Genomic DNA, 22,201 nt, shown 5'->3' on the forward strand with positions numbered 1-22,201 from the left:
CAGGCAACACCGTAACCCAAAGTGATCGAGCCGACAAAACTGCCGGCTCGCGCCCGTCTTTCAGGGGTGAAACCTCAGCTCAAGGCCTTGCGATTGAAGTCGCGCAGGCGGAAACCGAGGAGCAGCAACATGCCGAAATACGCAACCACGCCGGCAACCACCAGCACACCCAGGCGCAGGAAGCGCTCAAGCATGTGGCCCTGATCCCACGCGGGCATGAAATGCATGCCGATCAACAGCACCGCCGACATCACCGCCACCGCGACCAACAGCTTGGAACCGAACTTCAGCCAGCCCGGCTGCGGTTGATACATCTGCTGCTTGCGCAGTTGATAGAACAGCAGTCCGGCGTTCAGGCAGGCACCGGCGCTGATCGCCAACGCAAGGCCAGCGTGCGCCAGCGGGCCGATCAACACCAGATTGAACAACTGCGTGACCACCAGAGTGAAGATTGCGATTTTTACCGGTGTACGGATGTTCTGTTGCGCATAGAAGCCCGGAGCCAGCACCTTGATCACGATAATCCCGAGCAGACCGACAGAATAGGCAATCAATGCCCGCTGCGTCATCTGCGCATCAAAGCCGCTGAACTGGCCGTACTGGAACAGCGAAACGGTTAACGGTTCGGCCAGGATACCCAGCGCCAGCGCGCATGGCAGCACCAGCACGAAGCACAGGCGCAGACCCCAGTCGAGAATCCGCGAATACTCGTGGCGATCCTTGCTCGCATAGGTCTTGGCCAATGTCGGCAGCAGGATCGTGCCCAGCGCCACACCGAGCACACCGGACGGCAGCTCCATCAGACGGTCGGCGTAATACATCCACGACACCGAGCCCGCCACCAGGAACGAGGCGAAAATAGTGTTGATGATCAGGGAAATCTGGCTGACCGAGACGCCGATGATGGCCGGCAACATCTGTTTCATGACCCGCCAGACACCGGTATCGCGCAGATTCAGGCGCGGCAGTACCAGCATGCCGATCTTTTTCAGGTGCGGCAGTTGGTAGAGCAACTGCGCGAGGCCGCCGACCAGCACTGCCCAGCCGAGGGCCATGACCGGTGGATCGAAGTACGGCGTCAGGAACAGCGAAAACACGATCATGCTGACGTTGAGAAGGGTCGGCACGAATGCCGGTACCGAGAAACGGTTCCAGGTATTGAGGATCGCCCCCGCCAGGGAAGACAGGGAGATCAGCAATATATAAGGGAAGGTCACTCGCAGCAGGTCGGAGGTCAGCTGGAATTTTTCCGGGGTATCGGTGAAACCCGGCGCCGTGGCCCAGATCACCCAGGGCGCGGCAATCATGCCCAGTGCGGTGACCAGCGCCAGCACCAGCGTCAGCAGACCGGAAACGTAGGCAATAAAGGTGCGGGTCGCCTCTTCGCCCTTCTGGCTTTTATATTCGGCCAGGATCGGCACAAAAGCCTGGGAAAATGCGCCCTCGGCGAAAATCCTGCGCAGCAGATTGGGCAGTTTGAAGGCGATGAAGAAGGCGTCGGTCGCCATTCCGGCGCCGAAGGTGCGGGCAATGAGCGTGTCGCGAACAAACCCGAGAATCCGGGAAAGCATCGTGATAGAGCTGACGGCGGCCAACGATTTGAGCAGATTCATTGAAGGAATGTGTGCCTGTCGATAAACAGCAGGCGAATAACGCGCCCACTTGTGCGATACTCCGCGCCGCAACAGCACAGAGCCAAAGCTCGCGAGTTTACAGGTCACACGCCGGAAAGAAATATCCCGTCGCACCACGCCTACCACTTAGCGGAACGTTTCAAGCGCCCTTGACAAGACTTCAACTCATCGGCATGATTCGCGGCCTATTTTGTTTGCTATTTCCTAAAAAGTCTTTCGAGGAGCTCGACGGTGGCCAACTCACCTTCCGCCAAAAAACGTGCAAAACAGGCTGAGAAGCGTCGCAGCCACAACGCCAGCCTGCGTTCCATGGTTCGTACCTACATCAAGAATGTAGTTAAAGCCATCGACGCAAAAGACGCTGAAAAAGCTCAAGCTGCATACGTTCTGGCTGTGCCAGTTATCGACCGCATGGCCGATAAAGGCATCATCCACAAGAACAAGGCTGCTCGTCATAAGAGCCGTCTGAATGGCCACGTCAAGGCACTGAAAGAAGCTGCCTAAGCGACGTAGTCATTAAAAAACCGACCTCAGGGTCGGTTTTTTATTGCCTGCGATTTGCTGAAATCAAGGCCCAAAAAAGAGGAGCCAATCGGCTTGCCAATCGACTCCTCTTTTTTTACGCGTGATTAATGAGCTGACGCCCACGGCAGAATCGGAATCGCCGTCACCGCATTCTGCGGGCTACCCTCGATCAGACGATCACTGTAGACCAGATAAACCAGCGTATTGCGCTTCTTGTCGAGGAAGCGCACCACCTGCATGGTCTTGAACACCAGCGAAGTGCGCTCCTTGAAAACCTCTTCACCATCCTTCAACTCGCCCCTGAAGTTGATCGGCCCGACCTGGCGGCAAGCAATGGACGCTTCGGCACGATCCTCCGCCAGACCCAACCCACCCTTCACACCACCGGTCTTGGCGCGCGACAGGTAGCAGGTCACACCCTCAACCTTCGGGTCATCGAATGCCTCAACCACAATCCGGTCGTTCGGCCCGACAAACTTGAACACCGTCGACACCTGGCCGATTTCCTCGGCCGAGGCCAGCAACGGCAACGCCACCAGCAAGCCCAACAATCCTTTTGCCATACGCATCGCGTTTTTCCTTACACCAGAATCAGGTTGTCACGGTGAACCAGTTCCGGCTCAGCCATGTAACCCAGCAAACCGACAATCGCATCCGACGACTGACCGATGATTTTTTGTGCTTCCAGCGCGCTGTAGTTGGCCAGGCCACGGGCAATCTCTCGACCGTCCGGCGCCACGCACACCACCATTTCGCCGCGACGGAAACTGCCCTGAACCAGCTTGACCCCGACTGGCAGCAGGCTTTTATTGCCCTGAGACAGAGCGGAAACCGCGCCATCATCCAGCACCAGCGTGCCACGGGTTTGCAGATGACCGGCCAGCCACTGCTTGCGCGCCGCGAGCATGCCGCGCTCAGGCGACAGCAGCGTACCAATCCGCTCACCCGCCTTCAGGCGATCGAGCACGCGCTCCAGACGCCCGCCGACAATGATGGTATGCGCCCCGGAACGCGCCGCCAGACGCGCCGCGCGCAGCTTGGTCTGCATGCCGCCACGCCCCAGCGCACCACCGGTACCGCCCGCCACCGCATCCAGCGTCGGATCATCGGCGCGCGCTTCGTAAATCAGCTGGGCGTCAGGGTTATTGCGCGGATCGGCGTCGAACATACCGTCGCGATCCGTCAGGATCACCAGCAGATCGGCCTCGACCAGATTGGCAACCAGCGCCGCGAGCGTGTCGTTGTCACCGAAGCGGATTTCGTCGGTAACCACGGTGTCGTTCTCATTGATCACCGGGATAACTTTCAGCTCGACCAACGCACGCAAGGTGCTGCGGGCATTCAGGTAGCGCTTGCGGTCAGACAGGTCGTCGTGGGTCAGGAGAATCTGCGCAGTATGCCGGCCATGCTCGGCAAAGCTCGATTCCCAGGCTTGCACCAGGCCCATCTGACCGATTGCTGCGGCGGCCTGGAGCTCGTGCATCGCACTGGGTCGCGCGGTCCAGCCCAGGCGACTCATGCCCGCCGCCACTGCCCCGGAGGACACCAGCACCAGCTCGACGCCGGCCTCGTGCAAAGCCACCATCTGCTCGACCCAGACACTCATTGCCGCGCGATCCAGCCCTTTGCCATCCGCCGTCAGCAAAGCGCTGCCGATCTTCACGACCCAACGCTGCGCACCTGTCACCTTGCTCCGCATCATCTTCAACCTTAGCTTGAGGGCAGCGCGACCTGGCACTGCCCGTGACGTTATTCGTGGTTCTTCGTGACCAACAATCGATTTCCAGATACTAAAACGCCGCTCGATTGAGCGGCGCTTAAGTTTACTGCAACGAATCAGTCACGCACGTAAATGATTTCCGGACCGTCTTCGTCATCCACATCTTCTTCGTCCCAGTCATCGTCGCCGATGTCGTGGACCGACTTCACGCCACTGCGACGCAGGGCACGCTTGTCATCCAGCGCCTGCAACTGCGCACGGGCTTCGTCTTCGATGCGCTGATCGAGGTCGGCGAGCTCTTCCTTATAGGCCGGGTCATTGGCCAGGCGATCGGCACGATCTTCCAGATAACGCATGATGTCGCGCGTCAGGCGCTCGGTGCCTTCTTTGGCGATGGCCGAGATCACGTAGACCGGACCGGTCCACTCCAGACGATCGACGATTTCCTTGACCCGCGCTTCGTGCTCTTCTTCGAGGATCTGGTCGCACTTGTTCAGCACCAGCCAGCGATCACGCTCGGCCAGCGACGGGCTGAATTTGATCAGCTCGTTGACGATCACTTCAGCGGCGTCCGGCGCGCTGCTTTCATCCAGTGGCGCCATGTCGACGAGGTGCAGCAACAGACGGGTACGCGCCAGGTGCTTGAGGAAACGAATACCCAGACCAGCACCATCGGAAGCGCCTTCGATCAGACCCGGAATGTCGGCGATGACGAAGCTTTTCCAGCGATCGACGCTGACCACACCGAGGTTCGGCACCAGGGTGGTAAACGGGTAATCGGCAACTTTCGGCTTGGCAGCCGACACCGAGCGGATAAAGGTACTTTTACCGGCGTTCGGCAGACCGAGCAGACCGACGTCGGCCAGCACTTTCATTTCCAGTTTCAGGTCGCGCTGCTCGCCCGGCTTGCCCGGCGTAGTCTGGCGCGGCGCACGGTTGGTACTGGATTTGAAACGGGTGTTACCCAGACCGTGCCAGCCGCCCTGCACCACCATCAGTTTCTGACCGGCCTTGGTCAGGTCACCGATGACTTCCTGGGTGGCAGAGTCGATCACGGTGGTGCCGACCGGCACGCGCAGGATCAGGTCTTCACCCTTCTTGCCGGTGCAGTCGGTGCTGCCGCCGTTGGAGCCACGCTCGGCATCGAAGTGCCGGGTGTAACGGTAGTCCACCAGGGTGTTGAGGTTTTCGTCGGCCATCATGTAGATGGAACCGCCGTCACCGCCATCACCACCGTTCGGGCCGCCGTTTTCAATGAATTTTTCCCGACGGAAACTCATGCAGCCATTGCCGCCGTCGCCAGCCTTTACGCGGATCGATACTTCATCAACAAACTTCATAACCAACGCCTCTCGCCGTACGGACGAGCCGAAAAACAATCAAGACATAAGACTCTTGCAAAAATGAGCGCAGCGACCCCAATCCACGACCTGCATCGCACGCCGGCAGCCCATACAAACAGCTTTGCAAGAGACTCACCCCACAAACGAAAAAGCCCCGTCGCAAGACAGGGCTTCTCCAGCACTCTCGCAGTTAGGCTGCGACAACGCTCACGTAACGACGACCGAAGGCGCCTTTTACTTCGAACTTGATCACGCCTTCGATTTTCGCGAAGAGGGTGTGATCTTTACCCATGCCAACGCCGTAGCCAGCGTGGAATTGGGTGCCGCGCTGACGCACGATGATGTTGCCGGCCTTGATGACCTGGCCGCCATACATCTTCACGCCAAGGCGTTTGGCTTCTGAGTCGCGACCGTTACGGGTACTACCACCAGCTTTTTTGTGTGCCATGAGTTCAATTCTCCTAGTGAGGAATTAGGCTGTAATTAAGCCTGAATACCGGTGATTTTGATCTCGGTGAACCACTGGCGGTGGCCCATACGCTTCATGTGGTGCTTACGGCGACGGAACTTGATGATGCGGACTTTATCGTGACGACCTTGGGAGATCACTTCAGCCTTGACGGTTGCGCCAGCAACAACAGGTGCGCCGATGTTCACGTCGTCGCCGTTGGCGACCAACAGAACGCGGTCAAAAGTCACGGATTCGCCAGTGGCGACTTCCAGTTTTTCGATCTTCAGGTATTCACCTTCAGCGACCTTGTATTGCTTACCGCCGGTAACGATTACTGCGTACATGGTATTTCTCCGATAATCCTGCTCACCCAGCTCTTTATAAGAAGAGGTATTGGCTGGCATGGCTGCATGGGGCTGGAACGGCCCAAGTGCAATTGCGTAAGGCAGGTGCTGCCCAGGAAGTTCAGGGTGCGCGATTGTACGCAAGCCTTCGAAGTCATGCAAGGGGCCGTCCATCGCGCCTTGACAGGCCCGGACGTGGGTCCTAGCATGCCGCGCAACCCTTCTGGAGCACCTGTCGCTGATGCAACCCCAAGCTTTCTACCGCGCGGTGGCGGACGATTTTAGCGCCGTCGACGGCATCATCAAGAAGCAGCTGACTTCCCGAGTGCCGCTGGTATCGAAAATCGGCGATTACATCACGTCGGCCGGCGGCAAACGCCTGCGTCCTTTATTGGTGCTGCTGTGTGGCAAGGCCCTGGGTCGCGAAGGCGACGACATGCGCCTGCTGGCCGCCACCATCGAATTCCTGCACACCGCCACCCTGCTGCATGACGACGTGGTCGACATGTCCGGCATGCGCCGTGGCCGCTCCACCGCCAACGCCATGTGGGGCAACGCCCCGAGCGTACTGGTGGGCGACTTCCTGTACTCGCGTTCGTTCGAGATGATGGTCGAACTGGGCTCGATGCCGGTGATGAAGATCCTGTCTCAGGCCACGCGCATCATCGCCGAAGGCGAAGTGCTGCAACTGTCCAAGGTCCGCGACGCCAGCACCACCGAAGAAACCTACATGGAAGTCATCCGCGGCAAGACCGCGATGCTCTTCGAGGCTTCGACCCACAGTGCCGCGGCGCTGGCCGGTGCCACCGCCGAGCAGAGCGAAGCCCTGCGCACCTTCGGCGATCACCTGGGCGTGGCGTTCCAGCTCGTCGACGACCTGCTCGACTACAAGGGCGACGCCGAAACCCTGGGCAAGAACGTCGGTGACGATCTGGCCGAAGGCAAGCCGACCCTGCCGCTGATCTACACCATGCGCGAAGGCACGCCAGAGCAAGCCGCACTGGTACGCCAGGCAATCCAGAAAGGCGGGATCGAAGACCTGGAAAGCATCCGCATCGCCGTGGAAGCCTCCGGTTCGCTGGAATACACCGCGCAACTGGCCCGTGATTACGTGGCCCGTGCGATCAAGTGCCTCGACGCGCTGCCGGCCAGCGAATACCGCGATGCGCTGGTTGAGCTGAGCGAGTTCGCGGTCGCCCGCACGCACTGATCAGCATCGCGTCATCTAAAAACCGCAGCCTCCGTTGGAGCCTGCGGTTTTTTGTTGCCTGCCATCGGCGGCTAAAACCCTATACAATGTGCGACTTTTAGCGATCCCTCTCCAAGGAGCCTTAGTGAGCACGTTGCCACCCTGCCCGAAATGCAATTCCGAATACACCTACGAAGACGGCACCCAACTGGTGTGCCCGGAGTGCGCCCACGAGTGGTCTGTCGGCGGTGAAGCCGAAGTGGCGTCCGATGACGCCGTGAAGAAAGATTCGGTCGGTAACGTCCTGCAGGACGGCGACACCATCACCGTGATCAAGGACCTGAAGGTCAAGGGCACCTCGCTGGTGGTCAAGGTCGGCACCAAGGTCAAGAACATCCGCCTGTGCGATGGTGATCATGACATCGACTGCAAGATCGACGGCATCGGCCCGATGAAACTCAAATCCGAGTTCGTCAGAAAAGTCTGAGTCTGCTGTCTTCCATCCCGCGCCCGCCGTGGGATGGAGCTTCGCCCTCCCCCGCAATCCCCAGCAAATCCTCGCGATAGCCAAACGCCAGCCGTTTTGACCTTACGCAATCTTTACCCGCAAAAAATCACAAACCGCCAATAGGCGCTTGCTATTTGACGAATAAGAATTATTCTCATTGAAACCCTTTCAATGGAGATGAGACCCATGACTTATTTGATCGACGCCTGGCTGGATCGCCCGCATCCGTACCTCAGGATCCTGCATCGGGAAACCGGTGAAGTCTGTGCCGTACTGGAAGAAGAAGCCCTGCATGAACTGCAGGATCAAGGGGATCTGGATGTCAGCGGCCTGAGTTCCAGCGAGCCCTTGGTGCTCAAGGAGCTGGTGCGCAATCTGTTCCTGTTCTGCTATGCCCGGGCCTTGCGCCCGACCAGTGAACTGCACAACAAGATCGAAGTATGAGAACGGCGGAGAAACCCTGCACAAGCCACGCTTGTGCAGGGTAACGGGATTACAGAACGTCGAGCAGCTCGACGTCGAACACCAGAACGCTGTGCGGCGGGATGCTGCCAACGCCTTGAGCGCCGTAAGCCAGTTCGCTCGGCACGTACAGACGCCATTTGCTGCCGGCATTCATCAGTTGCAGGGCTTCGGTCCAGCCAGCGATAACGCCGCCAACCGGGAATTCAGCCGGCTGGCCACGCTCGTAGGAGCTGTCGAACACAGTGCCGTCGATCAGCGTGCCGTGGTAGTGAGTACGCACGGTGTCTTCACGGGATGGCTTGGCACCTTCGCCCTGCGTCAGCACTTCGAATTGCAGACCGGAGGCCAGGGTGGTGATGCCTTCTTTCTTGGCGTTTTCAGCCAGGAATGCCAGGCCTTCGCCAGCGGCGGCTTCAGCCTTGGCAGCGGCTTCGGCTTGCATGATCTCGCGGATCACCTTGAAGCTGGCGGACATGGCTTCCTGGCTTACACGGCTTTCCTTACCGGCGAATGCGTCGGTCAGACCGGCCAGGATGGCGTCCAGGCTGACACCCGGTGGCGGGTTGTCGCGCAGCTGGTCACCCAGCTGACGGCCGATACCGTAGCTGACGCGGGTTTCGTCGGTGGACAGATTTACTTCGGACATGACACTGCTCCGCTGTGCGGACGGCCTCAGGACCTGCCGTGCGTACACAGCGCGTCCCGGCGCGCCCGGAACCAAAAGGGCGAGCAGACTAGCACAGATGTTCCGGCATTGATCAGGCCCTCGGGCCTACAGCGCGGATCGCCAGGCCAGCGGCACCTTCAGGCTTTCTTCGCCACTGGCGCCAAGACCGCACATTTCATCGTGCACCGAGGTGTGCACCAGGTTGAACGGCAGCACCGGAAAGTTATGCAGCAGATCCCGGGCATGCTCGACCGAACGCAGCGTCAGCATATTCCCCTGCGGATCGCTCAGCGGATACGCCGCGCCATGCATCCGGGCCTCAAGCAGATAGATCCCGCCTTCCATGGAGATCAGGTTCAGTTCGTCGACCTTTCTGGCGACGGCAAACGCATTCAACTCTTGCAGGTTCATGGACGCACCTCACGCGGTGACGAGCCTTGAGACCTACAGGGATATGCCTCGGCGAATCAAAGTACAAGCCACAAACGTCACCGCCCGTCTGTTTCGCAACAGACGGGCGGTTTTGTTACAGCAATCGTCAGCTCATCAGTGCTTGGTGAGCTTGTCCAGATAACCCATGGCAAACGCCGAGATCACGAAGGTCATGTGGATGATCACGTACCACATCAGGTGCTCGGGATCGACGTTCTTGGCATCCATGAAGATCCGCAGCAGATGGATCGAAGAGATTGCAACGATCGACGCTGCCACTTTCATCTTCAGCGACGAGGAGTCCATGGTGCCCAGCCAGCTGAGCTTTTCCTTGCCTTCATCGATGTTCAGCTCGGAGACGAAGTTCTCGTAGCCGGAAATCATCACCATCACCAGCAAGCCGCCGACCAGCGCCATGTCGATCAGCGACAGCAGCACCAGAATCAGCTCGGACTCGGCCATGGAGAAGACATTGGGAATGACATGAAACACTTCCTGGAAGAATTTCAATGCCAGCGCCAGCAGCCCCAGGGACAGCCCGATGTAGATCGGCGCCAGCAGCCAGCGCGTGGCGTACATTGCATTTTCGATAAAGCGTTCCATTGACTCTCACACAAGAAGGGTTGAAATCGGCGGCGAGTATACCAGCCGCCCATGACAGCCAGAAACCGCCCGGAAATCCGCCACCTGCGTGTGTGTGTCAAAGTTTTTCTGCTAGTGTCCAAACCATTGACAGCCCAGCGACAGTGCACAGGAAGACGGGAAATGGATGTGCGATTGCCGATAACGACTGCCGGAATTTGCTTTGCCCTGTTGCTTGGCGGGTGTTCGCCCGGCGATGAAAAGCCTGCCGTCAGCCTCGAGGAAAAGACTGCGCAGTTCGAGCAGTCGCTGGACGCCATCACCGACCCCAAACTCAAGGACGCCGTGACCGAACTCGGCGGTTCGCTGCTGTTGCTCGAACGCGCGCAACAGAAGCTCGACAATAAACCGTCCATTACCGAATACGGCGAAGACGCCCTCGGCGTGCTCAGGCACTACCCCACGCCGCAGACGCTGGTCGATACCTTCATCAACGGCCTGTTCGTGCTGCACAAGGATTCCAGTTCCGATTACCTCACCGATCTGCAACCGGTGTTCCCCTTCAATCTCAACATCCCCGGCGGCTTTCTGTTCCCCCATGGCGTGGAGTGGCACTCGGTGACCCTTAGCAACAAACGGGTGATTGCCTATCAACCGGAATGGTCGGAAACCGATCCGGGCATTCAGCTCAGTCCTTCCAGCTCCAACGTCACCAACCCCGATGACCTGACTGTCACTTACCCGTTCATCGAGGGTTTGAATGTCGACAAGAAGAACCTGCCGCGCCCGGTCAGCCTGCAAGGCCAGGTGGAAGTCATCGTCCCGAAACGCCTGCACAGTTTCAATCTGGATAAAAAGGACGTCGGCCAGACCCGCTCCGACGGCAACCTCAGCGTGACCCTGCTGAAACTGGACAAGTATTACGCCGAACTCGAGTTCAGCAATCAGTTACCCCTCGCTCCGGAAGTCTCCAATACCCGGCTCAACCCGCTGATCGTCCAGGCCCGCGATTCGACGGGCCAGTTTCTGGTGCGCGCCGGCGCCATCAATGAAAACCCCGAGCAGGTGGCGTTCTATCAAAAGCAGCTGGCCTACCTGCAACAGCAAAAAGCCTGGAGCGAGACGCTGGAAAAAAAGCTGGACGATGAACAACAGGCCTTTGAACAGCAGCATCCGCGCCACTACAACAAGGTGTACTTCAACGGCCCGATCGACACCCTCGAAGTCAGCCTGCTGGATTTTTCCGAAGCAACCGTCACCCGCAAGGCGCTGGACTTGCCCGTGCGCGAATTCGATCCGCACACCACGGAAAAAACCGTGCAGCCGCTCGACCTGCCGATCACCGTCTACGATGACCTCGCGCCCGACTGGCTCAAGGGCGCGTCCCTGACTGAAGAGCAGCTGAAAAGCGGCGTTCATATCCGTCAGTCGGTTGAAGAGCCGAGCGCCGCGCGCATCGAATTCGACCACCGCAAAACCTTCAACGATGAAATGCTCGGCGACGATTTCAGCCCCGGCGAAAGCCCGGTGACGTTCTTCACTGAAAAACACAATGGCAAACTCGACGAGCCGATCGAACTGCCGCCCGAGGCTTATCAGGTCGACCCGCTGCAGGCGACCATCACCTACGACCTGAACCTGTTCCCGGAAACCCCGGCGATTGCCGTCGGCTCGATGCCGTTGTTCCTGGCCACGGTGGACAAACAGGCTTATGAAGCCAAGGCCCTGCCTAAAGGTCTGGAAATCAGGAACAACGCGTTGGTGGTGGATTTGAAGCGATTCCCCGCCAACGAATGGCGATTCTTCGTCAAGGACGACAGCGGTCATTACTTGAAGCGGATTCTGTCGGTCAGCCACGACGCGAGCACGGAAGGGCCGGCGTTATTCGGCGTGCATTATTTCTACGGCCGTCCGACGCACGTTGAAACCTACCAGCGAACCGACCTCGCCACCGTGCAATACGGCTTTGAGGTCAAACTCGACAAGGCGCAGACCCCGGGCGCTGCACCCTGATTGACGCTAATGGTCGGCGCTGATGACCTAGTGATCGAAAGTGCCGATGCTGCGTCCGCGTCCACCGTTGATCTGCCGTAACTGCGCCTGCAGATGCAACGACCAGATCTGTGGATCATTGGCCAGTTCATAGCCGTGCATCGTCAGGCTTTCAACGATGGTGTCGAGAATCGACTCGGCGGCGATCGGTCCGTGGAACGGGCCCTGGGCCTTGATGGCGGAAGGTTGTTCACCGGCCATGCCGGCGGCGAAGAGCAACGTCCACATGCCGTTATCGCCAGCCAACGGCTTGATGGCGCATTCGATACGGGTCACGAGACCCAGGCACTGACGGGTGAGGCAGAGGTTGCGCGACATGGCGGCGACCCTCGGTAAAGCCGGTGTTCAGCCCTTGCTGAAGAGCTGTTTCGATCCAGTGATACTGTCGATGTCCTTGAGCAGAGAATAGAAGAAAAGTCCGCCGCGCAAGCCGCACAGAACCAGAAGGCGCCGAATGGTCATTGTGTGAATATTGACGCCAGAGTGATGGCACTTTTGCCGACGTTCGCGACAAAACAAAAACGGGAGCCAAGGCTCCCGTTTTTTTGACTGCCGCCGGACTTAAGCCGGCTTGGCCTCCGCCAGCGCCTCCTGCGCCAGTTCCTTCTCGGCCTCTTTCAGATCCTCTTCACTGATCATCTCGGCAATCACCCGCAGACGCTCCACCACCCGCGCATTGACGCTGCCTTCCGGGAATTCGCCCTGTTCGTTCGGCTCACCGGCCGGCTCGCCCACCAGCAGGCTCAACGCTTCGTCGGCCTGACGCACCGCGTAAACGTGGAACTGCCCGGCACGCACCGCCGCCAGTACTTTTTCATCAAGCATCAGCGTGGCAACGTTGGCCTGGGGAATGATCGCGCCCTGCTCGCCCGTCAGCCCGCGTGCTTCGCAGAGACGGAAGAAGCCTTCGATCTTCTCGTTGACCCCGCCCACCGCCTGCACTTCACCGAACTGGTTGATCGAGCCGGTGATCGCGAAGCACTGCTTGAGCGGGGTTTTCGACAACGCCGAAATCAGTGTGCACGCCTCGCCCAGCGACGCACTGTCGCCATCGACGTAGCCGTAGGATTGCTCCAGCGCGATACTCGCGGAAATCGCCAGCGGGAATTCCTGGGCGTAACGGCTGCCCAGATACCCGGTGAGGATCATCACGCCCTTGGAGTGGATTGGCTGACCGAGATTGACCTCCCGCTCGATGTCGACGATGCCGCTGCCGCCCGGGTACACCGTGGCGGAAATCCGCGCCGGCACGCCGAACGCCGAGTCGCCGACTTCGAGCACGGTCAGCCCGTTGCACTTGCCGACTGCGGCGCCGTCGGTGTCGATCAGAATGATCCCCGCCAGCATGTCATCGAGAATCCGCGCCGACACCCGGCCGGTGCGGGTGGCCTTGGCCTTGAGCGCACGCTCGATGTGGCCGGCGTCGGTCATTTCATCGTTGGCCAGATGCCGGATGAAATCCGCCTCGCTGACCAGTTGGAACAGATCACCGATCCGCGCCGACAAACGCCCCTGGTGTTCGGCCAGACGCGCACTGTAAGTCGCCAGGCGCGCCACCGCGTCGGCGGTCAGCGGCGCCATGCCCTCTTCCGAAGTTCGGGTTTTCAGCAACTGGGCGAACTGTTCCAGGCTTTCGTCGACCATAGGGATGTCTTCGTCGAAGTCCACCAGAACACGGAACATCTCCTGGAAGTCCGGATCGAGGTCCTGCAGCGTGTAATACAGTTGACGCGCGCCGATGATGATCACTTTGACCTGCAACGGAATGTGCTGCGGGTTGAGCGTCATGGTGGCGAAACGGCCCATCTCGCCCAGCGGCGATTCCATCTTCAGCTTGCGCGATTGCAGGGCGCGCTTGAGCGCATCCCAGACAAACGGCTCGCCGAGCATTTTTTCCGCTTCAAGAATCAGGAAACCGCCATTGGCGCGGTGTAACGCACCCGGACGCAACTGGCGATAGGTGGTGTAGAGCGCGCCCTGATCGGTGGTGTACTCGATGCGGCCGAACAGGTTTTCGTAGGTCGGATGCGGCTCGAAGACCACCGGCGCACCGCCGCTGGCCGGATGACCAACCACCAGGCTCGGGGCGTATTGCTCTTCCAGCAGCTTGCGCGCGACGGCGTCGGTCTTGCTGTCATCGACCAGTTGCTCGACCACGGTTTTCAGCAGATAGACCTGCATCGCTTGCAGGTAACCGCAGACGGCCGCATTTTCCGCGTACTTTTCCGACAGCGGTGCAAGCAAGGGCTGCAAGGCCAGGGTGATGGTTTCTTCGTTGAGCTGACGCAGCTGGTTGCTCGACTCGCGCTTCCATTGCGGCAGGCTGGCGAGCTCTTCGTTCAGGCGCTCTTCGAGGCCGGAGATGTCGTCATGAAAACGCTCGCGTTCGGCCTCCGGCAACTGGGCGAACTCGGCTTCGTCCAGCGCCTTGCCTTCGAGCATCGGGGTGAAGGCGATGTTGCTGCTGTCGCGATACAGGGCGACGTCTTTTTCCAAAGCCAGACGTTCGATGACATCCAGTGCCTTGTCGTAGCGCTGGTTGAAGGCGCGGTCGATGGCGCTTTTCTTCTGCTGGTAGGACGGGTGCTCGAACACCGCAGGAAAGGTCGCCAGCAGGTTGTCGATGAGGCCGTTGATGTCGCCGATGAAAGCAGCGGCGCTGCCCGACGGCAGCTCCAAAGCGCGGGGTTCGCGCGGCTCATCGAAATTGTTGACGTAGACCCAGTCCGCCGGGGTCTGCAGGCGTTTGCCTTCGGCCTTCAGGTAGCGTTTGACGAACGAGAAACGGCCGGTGCCGGGCTCGCCCATGACAAATACGTTGTAACCGGGGCGTGGCATGGCCACACCGAACTGCAAGGCTTCGACCGCACGTTCCTGGCCGAGCACACCGCGAAAGGGCTCCAGATCATTGGTGGTAGTGAAGCTGAACTGTTCAGCGGAAAACGGACGGGTCAGCGCTTCGGGCGCTAGACGCAAGCTGGCAGCAACAGGATCAGGCATCGGGCTTCCTTAACAATCAGGCGGGGCAGATAGCGGCATTCTGGCGCTGCCCGAGCCCCACTGGCAAGGCGCGCCACACGACAAAGCATAGACAACCGCCCTGCACGCGGCGCCGCCCCGTGAAACCGGGGTTTATTCCAAATATTGTGCAAAAACTCACGGAACCCTCGGAACGTGCCTAAACTCCAAACTGCGCGGCTGGAACTAATACCGGCCCACTGGCTTCGTCTGGATCTGTTTCGTACAGAGCTTGGGGGCCAGAACCCTGTCCATTGGTATGCACACAAAGAGAACAAAGCTATGAAACGGATTCTTCTCGGTACTCTCTTCACCGCTGTTTCCATCAACGCCATGGCGCAAGCTCCGGGCGGCCCGGATTGTGGTTGGGGCAACATGCTGTTCGAAGGTCAGCGTGGCACCCCGGCACACTTCCTGGCATCCACCACCAACGGCACCTCCGGCAACGCGACGTTCGGCATGACGTCCGGCACCAACGGCTGCTCCACCAACGCTTCGCTGACCTATGGCGGCAAATCCTGGTTTGCCATGAATGGCATGATGAACGAGCTGTCCGAAGACATGGCAAAAGGCAACGGCGAAGCGCTGACGACCTATGCCGTGGTATTGGGCGTGGCGCCGGAAGACCGTGCGCACTTCGCCGCCGTCACTCACGAGCACTTCCAGCAGATCTTCAGCAAGGCTGACGTGACCGCTGAAGACGTGCATACCAACACCCTGGCCGTCCTGAAGGCAGACCCACGTCTGGCCAAGTACGCGACTCAGGCTTAAGCTCGACCCACCCGCTTCCTTCGGGAAGCGGGTTTTATTTTTTCGGCCCGCCCTTCCCGGGCTTTGTTTCTTTTCGACTTAAGTTGCCATTTATGCTCAAACGCCTTGCCTGGCTGGCGCTGTGTGTCTGCGCCCCGCTGTCCGCCGCGCCTCACATCGACCCTCAACGTTTGCAGCAACTGGCCAACGACCGCTTCTGGATTTCCCTCGGTCATTACGAAACCGCCAAACTCGGTGGCTGGCGCAGCTACGTCAGCGACAAAAAATTCTTCCTCGCCCCCGACGGCAACGAACACCCCGACCATGAACTGGCCGCCACCGTGCAGGCGTTGTACGCCCCGGCCAGTCTCGGTGAACAACACGCCCAATGCGTTTACCCGGCGCGCACCCGCTGGCTGAAGGATCAGCTCAACCTGACCGACCTGCCGGCCCCGGACTGCGCCGAATTCAAGAAATGGTTCAAGGACGTCTCGCCCCACAGCGCGGTGATGATTTTCCCGGCGGCCTACCTCAACAGCCCGTCGTCGATGTTCGGCCATACCCTGCTGCGCATCGACCAGGCTGACGTGCAGAGCGACAAGACTTCGCTGCTCAGTTACGCGATCAACTTCGGCGCCTACATCGAAGGTTCGGACAACAGCATTCTTTACGCCTGGAAAGGCCTGATGGGTGGTTATCCGGGACTGTTCGCACTCGTGCCTTATCAGGAAAAACTCTCGGAATACCGCAGCCTGGAAAACCGCGACCTGTGGGAATACCGGCTCAATCTGACGCAAGCCGAAACCGCGCGCATGGTCGAGCATGTGTGGGAGCTGAAGCAGATCCAGTTCGACTATTTCTTCTTCGATGAAAACTGCTCCTATCGCCTGCTCGAACTGTTGCAGGTCGCGCGTCCGAGCCTGCGCCTGACCGAGCAATTCCCGTTGACGGCGATCCCCACCGACACCGTCAAAGCAGTGAAGGAGGCCGGACTGGTCGAGCACATCGAGTATCGCCCGTCCCGCGAGCGCGAATTGCTCAGCCGCGCCGAGCCCCTGAGCGGCGAAGAACAGGACTGGGTGCTGAAAGTCAGCGCCGACCAGCAGCAATTGCAGGATCCAGCCTTCCAGGCCCTGCCCCGGGATCGCCAGGCGCTGATTGTTGACGCGGCGTATCGGTTGGAGCGCTACCGCGCCAACGGCCAGGAGCGTGATCCACAGCGTGCCCAGCGCAGTTTCGAACTGCTGCGGGCGATCAACAAGAACCCGGCGCCGGAGCTGCAGATTCCCCAACCGGGCCTGCCCGAGGACGGCCATGAATCGCGCACCTGGCAGGCCGGTGTCGGCACTCGGGGTGACCGCGCGTTTGGTGAGTACGGCTTGCGCATGGCCTATCACGACCTCAACGACAACGCCGAGAGTTTCCCCCTCGGTGCCCAGATCGAAATCCTGCAGATGAAGCTGCGCCAGTACGAAGGCAATCACTGGCAATTTCAGCAACTGGATCTGGCGACCATCCGCTCGCTGACGCCGCGCAACGCGCTGTTGCAGCCGCTGTCGTGGCAAGTCACCGGTGGTCTTGAACGCGTACCGGGCAAGCACGATGACGAGACATTGGTCAGCCACGTCAACGGTGGCGGTGGCGGCACCTGGGCGTTGGGTGACGATGTGCTGGGTTTTGCTCTCGGCACGGTGCGCGTTGAACACAACAATGATTTCGCCGAGTTCGTTTCCCCCGCAGGCGGTTTCAATACCGGCGTACTGTGGAAAAACCCGTTGGGCAATCTCAGCGTGGAGGCCAAAGGCGATTACTTCTTCAACGGTGAAGTACGCCGCAGCCTGAGTCTGAACCAACAGTGGGAACTGTCGCGCAATCTCGGCCTGCGCCTGAGTGCGCAGCGCGAGTTCAGCCATCTGGCCACGCCGGAGACCGAAGTGATGCTGGAAGTGAAGTGGTATCACTACTGATCCCGAACATATCCCTGAAACTGTGGAAGCGGGCTTGCCCGCGATCGCGAATTCTCAGTCAACAGAAATGTTGAGTCTGATGGCCTCATCGCGGGCAAGCCCGCTCCCACAGGAATCTCTACTGGTTAACGAATTACTGACAGGCCTTTCACCAAAGCCCGACGAATCACCTTCTAGACTTTCCCTATCAGCCGTGTGACGGCTCGGGAGAGTGTGATGTGGCGGTGTGCGGTGTTTGCGGGCGTGTTGCTGTTGCTGGGTGGCTGTCAGAGCACTCACGAAGACCTGATTGCCAAGGGTTATCCACCGGCGTTCGCCGACGGTTTCGATGACGGGTGCATCAGCGGTCGTCAGGCGGCCGGTTCGATCAGCGGCGAATTTCGCAAGAACGTGCCGCGTTATCTCAAGGACAAGCAATACGCCGAAGGCTGGAGCGACGGCTTCCGTCAGTGTCAGGCGATGCTGGAAAACAAGGATCGCGAACAGTATCGCAACGAGCACTGGGACGAACGCGAGCGCGCCTGGCAGCAGGAGAAGGATCAGGGCGCCGCGCGGGCTTATCGTTCGCAGTAGGTCGCTTCCAGACATCCAGCGAAACCTTTTGCCTGCGACCATGGCCCAACGGCTATAACAGGAGCCCACCATGAGTCGCGCTTTCGTCAACGAAGACAACGCCGCTGCGCAAGCCGATCAGCCGGTCGAACGGCAGGTCAGCACCCAGCCCAATTACGTCACGCCGCAAGGGTTTGCCCAGTTGCAGGCGAAAGTCGCCGAGCTGCAAAGCCTGCACGCCGAGCAGTCGGCCAAGGGCGAACAGGCTGACACACAGCGGCTGGCCGATCTCGAACGGGATTTGCGTTATTTCAATCAACGGGTCGGCAGCGCTCAGGTCGCACCGGCCCCGACATCTACCGACAAGGTGCAGATCGGCGGCTGGGTGACCTACGCCGACGATCACGACACCGAGCACCGGGTGCAATTGGTCGGTGAAGACCAGGCCGATGCGGCCAACGGCCTGATCAACTGGGCCTCACCGCTGGGCCGTGCGCTGCTTGGCGCGCGGCTCAACGATGAAGTGCTGTGGCAGCGCCCGGCCGGTGATCAGCTGATTGAAGTGATCCGCATCGAGCGCTCTTGAACCCGGTTGCTTAAACCACGCCTTGGGCGAGCATCGCGTCGGCGACTTTGACGAAGCCGGCGATGTTCGCGCCTTTGACGTAGTTGATCCGGCCGTTTTCCTCGCCGTAGTGCACACAGGCGTGGTGTATCGACTGCATGATCCCGTGCAACTTGCTGTCCACTTCGCCCCCGGTCCACAGCAGGCGCATGGCGTTCTGCGACATCTCCAGCCCACTGACCGCTACGCCACCCGCATTCGAGGCCTTGCCCGGCGCAAACAGAATCCCGGCCTCGATAAAGATATCCACAGCCTCGAGGGTGGTCGGCATGTTCGCGCCTTCGGCCACGCAGAGGCAGCCGTTGCGCAGCAAGGTGCGGGCGGATTCGGCATCGAGCTCGTTCTGGGTCGCGCATGGCAGCGCGATGTCGCACGGCAACGACCATGGTAATTGACCGGCGCGGAACTCCAGGCCGAATACTGCCGCCAATTCGCTGATCCGCCCGCGCTTGATGTTCTTAAGTTCCAGCAGCGCCAGCCACTGTTCTTCGCTCAGGCCTGCCTCGCAATACAGCGTGCCTTCGGAGTCGGACAGGGAAATCACTTTGCCGCCCAGGTCCATCACCTTGCGGGCTGCGTATTGCGCGACGTTGCCGGAACCGGAGATCGCCACGCGTTTGCCTTCGACGCTCTGCTCGCGGCGCTTGAGCATTTCCTCGGCGAAGTACACGCAACCGAAACCGGTGGCTTCCGGACGGATCAGACTGCCGCCGTAGGTCATGCCCTTGCCGGTCAGCACGCTGGTGAACTGGTTGCTCAGGCGCTTGTACTGGCCGAACAGGAACCCGATTTCCCGGGCGCCGACACCGATATCACCGGCCGGCACGTCCACGTCGGCACCGATGTGGCGGTACAGCTCGCTCATGAACGCCTGGCAAAAACGCATGACTTCAGCGTCGCTCTTGCCCTTCGGATCGAAGTCCGAACCGCCCTTGCCGCCGCCCATAGGCAACGAGGTCAGGGAGTTCTTGAAGGTCTGTTCGAAGGCGAGGAATTTCAGCACGCCCATATTCACCGAACGATGGAAGCGCAAGCCGCCCTTGTACGGGCCGATGGCGCTGTTCATCTGGATGCGGAAACCACGATTGACCTGCACCTTGCCCTGATCGTCGACCCACGACACCCGGAACACCACCGCCCGCTCCGGCTCGCAGATGCGCTCCAGAATCCCCGAGGTCAGATAGTGCGGATTGGCTTCGAGAAACGGCCACAGGCTGCGCAGGACTTCTTCGACGGCCTGGTGGAATTCGGGTTGATCCGGATCGCGCTTTTTCAGACGGGCGAGGAAGGATTCGACGGATTCGATCATGGGGAAAGTCTCGGCAGATTTGTTGTCGTTGGACGATTGAGCCGGACTGTAACAAACGATCTGTACACAGCAACAGACAAAAATGTCGCATTTATGAAAACAAATAGTACACAAGGTATAAAACAGTCTGCATTGCAGGCAAAAAAAAGCGGAGCCCGAAGGCTCCGCTTTTTCATGCAACCAACCCGTAATCAGGCCAGTTTCTTGTGGCGTACCCGGTGTGGCTGGGCCGCTGCTTCGCCGAGGCGCTTTTTGCGATCGGCTTCGTACTCGGTGTAGTTGCCTTCGAAGAACACCGCTTGCGAGTCGTCTTCGTACGCCAGGATGTGAGTTGCGACGCGGTCAAGGAACCACCGATCGTGAGAGATCACAATGGCGGCGCCCGGGAAGTCCAGCAGGGCTTCTTCCAGGGAACGCAGGGTTTCAACGTCGAGGTCGTTGGACGGTTCGTCGAGCAGCAGGACGTTGCCGCCCTCCTTCAGAGTCAGCGCCAGGTGCAGACGACCGCGCTCACCACCGGACAGGTCCTTGACGAACTTCTGCTGATCGCCGCCCTTGAAGTTGAAGCGACCGACGTAGGTACGCGACGGGATCTCGTAGTTGCCGATGCGGATCTGGTCGGAACCGTCGGAGATCTGCTGGAACACGGTCTTGCTGCCGTCCAGGTCCTCGCGGCTCTGATCCACGCAGGCCAGTTGCACGGTTTCGCCGATCTCGATGCTGCCGGAGTCCGGGGTTTCCTTGCCCATCAGCATGCGGAACAGGGTCGACTTACCGGCACCGTTACCGCCGATCACGCCGACGATGGCGCCTTTCGGCATGGAGAACGACAGGTTGTCGATCAGGACGCGATCGCCATAGCCCTTGGTGACGTTCTTGAACTCGATGACCTTGTCGCCCAGGCGCGGACCGGCCGGGATGTAGATCTCGTTGGTTTCCGAACGCTTCTGGAATTCCTGCGACTGCATTTCTTCGAAGCGTTGCAGACGAGCCTTGGATTTCGACTGGCGGGCCTTGGCGCCTTTGCGCACCCACTCCAGTTCTTCCTTCATGGCTTTTTCGTGGGCCGATTGCTGCTTGGATTCCTGGGCCAGACGATCGGACTTGGCTTCCAGCCAACCCGAGTAGTTGCCTTCGTAAGGAATGCCCGCGCCGCGGTCGAGTTCCAGAATCCAGCCGGCAACGTTGTCCAGGAAGTAACGGTCGTGCGTGATCGCGACCACAGTGCCCGGGAAGTCGTGCAGGAAGTGTTCGAGCCAGGCAACGGAGTCGGCGTCCAGGTGGTTGGTCGGTTCGTCGAGCAGCAGCATGTCCGGGGCGGACAGCAGCAGACGGCACAGGGCCACACGACGTTTTTCACCACCGGACAGGTGTTCGACCTTGGCGTCCCAGGCCGGCAGACGCAGCGCATCGGCGGCGACTTCCAGCTGGCGCTCCAGGTTGTGACCGTCGCTGGCCTGCAGGATCGCTTCGAGCTTGGCCTGTTCGGCGGCCAGCTTGTCAAAGTCGGCATCCGGGTCGGCGTAGGCCGCGTAGACCTCGTCCAGACGCGCTTGCGCATCCTTGATCACGCTGACCGCTTCCTCGACCACTTCACGCACGGTCTTGGTCGGATCCAGTTGCGGCTCTTGCGGCAGGTAACCGATGTTCAGTTCCGGCATCGGGCGCGCTTCGCCTTCGAACTCGGTGTCGACGCCGGCCATGATTTTCAGCAGCGTGGATTTACCCGAACCGTTGAGGCCGAGTACGCCGATCTTGGCGCCGGGGAAGAAAGACAGCGAAATGTTTTTCAGGATTTCCCGCTTCGGCGGAACAACTTTGCCCAGCCGATGCATGGTGAAGACGTATTGAGCCATGGAGAACCTTGGGTCAGTGACAGATGAATGATTGGAGCGCAGGCGATGCCCGGCCAGACCGATGCGCGTCGTTCACTTGATGGTCATCAATGCGTGCGCGCTGAAAAAGTCTGAGTCTAGGAGCTGGAACGCTCCCGCGTAACCGGCAAAGCTACCTGAATGACGGAAGGCAGTCCAGCCGAGTGGGGCTGGCACTTCGCCACAACTCAAGG

The 22,201-nt window shown here is 59.7% G+C and carries 22 protein-coding genes; 9 read left to right on the plus strand and 13 right to left on the minus strand.

What is annotated here, in order from left to right:
- Window positions 1-74 precede the first annotated feature (74 nt).
- On the minus strand, window positions 75-1,613 hold the full coding sequence (gene murJ / locus ACTJK9_RS21130; RefSeq protein WP_085612613.1) for a murein biosynthesis integral membrane protein MurJ: 1,539 nt from the start codon (window positions 1,611-1,613) through the stop codon (window positions 75-77).
- A 252-nt stretch (window positions 1,614-1,865) separates the two neighbouring features.
- Here murJ and rpsT point away from each other — a divergent pair, with 252 nt between their 5' ends.
- Complete coding sequence (rpsT, locus tag ACTJK9_RS21135; RefSeq protein ID WP_003228351.1) at window positions 1,866-2,138, plus strand: 30S ribosomal protein S20; 273 nt, start codon at window positions 1,866-1,868, stop codon at window positions 2,136-2,138.
- Between the two features lie 125 nt (window positions 2,139-2,263).
- Here the strand turns inward: rpsT and ACTJK9_RS21140 are convergent, their stop codons facing one another.
- The 5 genes from ACTJK9_RS21140 to rplU all read right to left on the minus strand — a co-directional run bounded on the left by ACTJK9_RS21140 (window position 2,264) and on the right by rplU (window position 6,017).
- Entirely contained in the window at window positions 2,264-2,728 is a 465-nt protein-coding gene (locus ACTJK9_RS21140) for a CreA family protein (RefSeq protein ID WP_085612612.1), read from the minus strand.
- Window positions 2,729-2,739: 11 nt separating this feature from the next.
- A complete protein-coding gene (gene proB / locus ACTJK9_RS21145; RefSeq protein WP_039771715.1) occupies window positions 2,740-3,858 on the minus strand; it encodes a glutamate 5-kinase in 1,119 nt (372 codons plus the stop codon).
- Between the two features lie 137 nt (window positions 3,859-3,995).
- On the minus strand, window positions 3,996-5,219 hold the full coding sequence (gene cgtA / locus ACTJK9_RS21150) for an Obg family GTPase CgtA (RefSeq protein WP_039771717.1): 1,224 nt from the start codon (window positions 5,217-5,219) through the stop codon (window positions 3,996-3,998).
- Between the two features lie 193 nt (window positions 5,220-5,412).
- Window positions 5,413-5,670 (minus strand): 50S ribosomal protein L27, encoded by a 258-nt coding sequence (gene rpmA, locus ACTJK9_RS21155; RefSeq protein ID WP_003228360.1) that lies wholly within the window; start codon window positions 5,668-5,670, stop codon window positions 5,413-5,415.
- Between the two features lie 35 nt (window positions 5,671-5,705).
- A complete protein-coding gene (gene rplU / locus ACTJK9_RS21160; protein WP_003228361.1) occupies window positions 5,706-6,017 on the minus strand; it encodes a 50S ribosomal protein L21 in 312 nt (103 codons plus the stop codon).
- A 241-nt stretch (window positions 6,018-6,258) separates the two neighbouring features.
- Here rplU and ACTJK9_RS21165 point away from each other — a divergent pair, with 241 nt between their 5' ends.
- The 3 genes from ACTJK9_RS21165 to ACTJK9_RS21175 all read left to right on the plus strand — a co-directional run bounded on the left by ACTJK9_RS21165 (window position 6,259) and on the right by ACTJK9_RS21175 (window position 8,158).
- Complete coding sequence (locus tag ACTJK9_RS21165; RefSeq protein ID WP_007950962.1) at window positions 6,259-7,227, plus strand: polyprenyl synthetase family protein; 969 nt, start codon at window positions 6,259-6,261, stop codon at window positions 7,225-7,227.
- A gap of 124 nt (window positions 7,228-7,351) precedes the next feature.
- A complete protein-coding gene (locus ACTJK9_RS21170) occupies window positions 7,352-7,693 on the plus strand; it encodes a zinc ribbon domain-containing protein YjdM (protein WP_236190052.1) in 342 nt (113 codons plus the stop codon).
- A 207-nt stretch (window positions 7,694-7,900) separates the two neighbouring features.
- The gene (locus tag ACTJK9_RS21175) at window positions 7,901-8,158 is read left to right on the plus strand and encodes a PA4570 family protein (protein WP_007950964.1); all 258 of its coding nucleotides are present in this window, start codon (window positions 7,901-7,903) and stop codon (window positions 8,156-8,158) included.
- A gap of 49 nt (window positions 8,159-8,207) precedes the next feature.
- Here the strand turns inward: ACTJK9_RS21175 and ACTJK9_RS21180 are convergent, their stop codons facing one another.
- From ACTJK9_RS21180 to ACTJK9_RS21190, 3 genes are all read right to left on the minus strand, one after another.
- Window positions 8,208-8,825 (minus strand): FKBP-type peptidyl-prolyl cis-trans isomerase, encoded by a 618-nt coding sequence (locus tag ACTJK9_RS21180; protein ID WP_007950965.1) that lies wholly within the window; start codon window positions 8,823-8,825, stop codon window positions 8,208-8,210.
- Window positions 8,826-8,951: 126 nt separating this feature from the next.
- The gene (locus ACTJK9_RS21185) at window positions 8,952-9,257 is read right to left on the minus strand and encodes a DUF6482 family protein (protein WP_085612611.1); all 306 of its coding nucleotides are present in this window, start codon (window positions 9,255-9,257) and stop codon (window positions 8,952-8,954) included.
- A gap of 135 nt (window positions 9,258-9,392) precedes the next feature.
- Window positions 9,393-9,881: a TIGR00645 family protein gene (locus ACTJK9_RS21190; protein WP_007950967.1), complete on the minus strand. Its 489-nt coding sequence runs from the start codon at window positions 9,879-9,881 to the stop codon at window positions 9,393-9,395.
- 162 nt (window positions 9,882-10,043) lie between these two features.
- Between ACTJK9_RS21190 and ACTJK9_RS21195 the strand changes: the two genes are divergently transcribed.
- Window positions 10,044-11,873, plus strand: coding sequence for a hypothetical protein (locus ACTJK9_RS21195; RefSeq protein ID WP_440815984.1), 1,830 nt, complete (start codon window positions 10,044-10,046; stop codon window positions 11,871-11,873).
- A 27-nt stretch (window positions 11,874-11,900) separates the two neighbouring features.
- Here the strand turns inward: ACTJK9_RS21195 and ACTJK9_RS21200 are convergent, their stop codons facing one another.
- Both ACTJK9_RS21200 and ACTJK9_RS21205 read right to left on the minus strand, forming a co-directional pair.
- A complete protein-coding gene (locus ACTJK9_RS21200; protein WP_007950969.1) occupies window positions 11,901-12,230 on the minus strand; it encodes a PA4575 family protein in 330 nt (109 codons plus the stop codon).
- Window positions 12,231-12,473: 243 nt separating this feature from the next.
- Entirely contained in the window at window positions 12,474-14,912 is a 2,439-nt protein-coding gene (locus tag ACTJK9_RS21205) for a Lon protease family protein (protein ID WP_064599543.1), read from the minus strand.
- 300 nt (window positions 14,913-15,212) lie between these two features.
- On the opposite strand from ACTJK9_RS21205, the gene ACTJK9_RS21210 reads away from it, so the two are divergent.
- The 4 genes from ACTJK9_RS21210 (at window position 15,213) to ACTJK9_RS21225 (ending at window position 18,785) form a co-directional block, all read left to right on the plus strand.
- On the plus strand, window positions 15,213-15,701 hold the full coding sequence (locus ACTJK9_RS21210; RefSeq protein WP_007950971.1) for a DUF3015 domain-containing protein: 489 nt from the start codon (window positions 15,213-15,215) through the stop codon (window positions 15,699-15,701).
- Between the two features lie 92 nt (window positions 15,702-15,793).
- Complete coding sequence (locus ACTJK9_RS21215) at window positions 15,794-17,647, plus strand: Lnb N-terminal periplasmic domain-containing protein (protein ID WP_440815987.1); 1,854 nt, start codon at window positions 15,794-15,796, stop codon at window positions 17,645-17,647.
- Window positions 17,648-17,863: 216 nt separating this feature from the next.
- The gene (locus ACTJK9_RS21220) at window positions 17,864-18,220 is read left to right on the plus strand and encodes a hypothetical protein (RefSeq protein WP_007950973.1); all 357 of its coding nucleotides are present in this window, start codon (window positions 17,864-17,866) and stop codon (window positions 18,218-18,220) included.
- A gap of 70 nt (window positions 18,221-18,290) precedes the next feature.
- Complete coding sequence (locus ACTJK9_RS21225; RefSeq protein WP_440815990.1) at window positions 18,291-18,785, plus strand: GreA/GreB family elongation factor; 495 nt, start codon at window positions 18,291-18,293, stop codon at window positions 18,783-18,785.
- Window positions 18,786-18,795: 10 nt separating this feature from the next.
- On the opposite strand, the gene gdhA is transcribed toward ACTJK9_RS21225, so the two are convergent.
- Window positions 18,796-20,133: an NADP-specific glutamate dehydrogenase gene (gdhA, locus tag ACTJK9_RS21230; RefSeq protein WP_440815993.1), complete on the minus strand. Its 1,338-nt coding sequence runs from the start codon at window positions 20,131-20,133 to the stop codon at window positions 18,796-18,798.
- A 191-nt stretch (window positions 20,134-20,324) separates the two neighbouring features.
- Entirely contained in the window at window positions 20,325-21,989 is a 1,665-nt protein-coding gene (gene ettA / locus ACTJK9_RS21235) for an energy-dependent translational throttle protein EttA (RefSeq protein WP_007950976.1), read from the minus strand.
- Window positions 21,990-22,201 lie beyond the last annotated feature (212 nt).

Source organism: Pseudomonas sp. 22082 (assembly GCF_052046055.1).
Taxonomy (GTDB): domain Bacteria; phylum Pseudomonadota; class Gammaproteobacteria; order Pseudomonadales; family Pseudomonadaceae; genus Aquipseudomonas; species Aquipseudomonas pharyngis.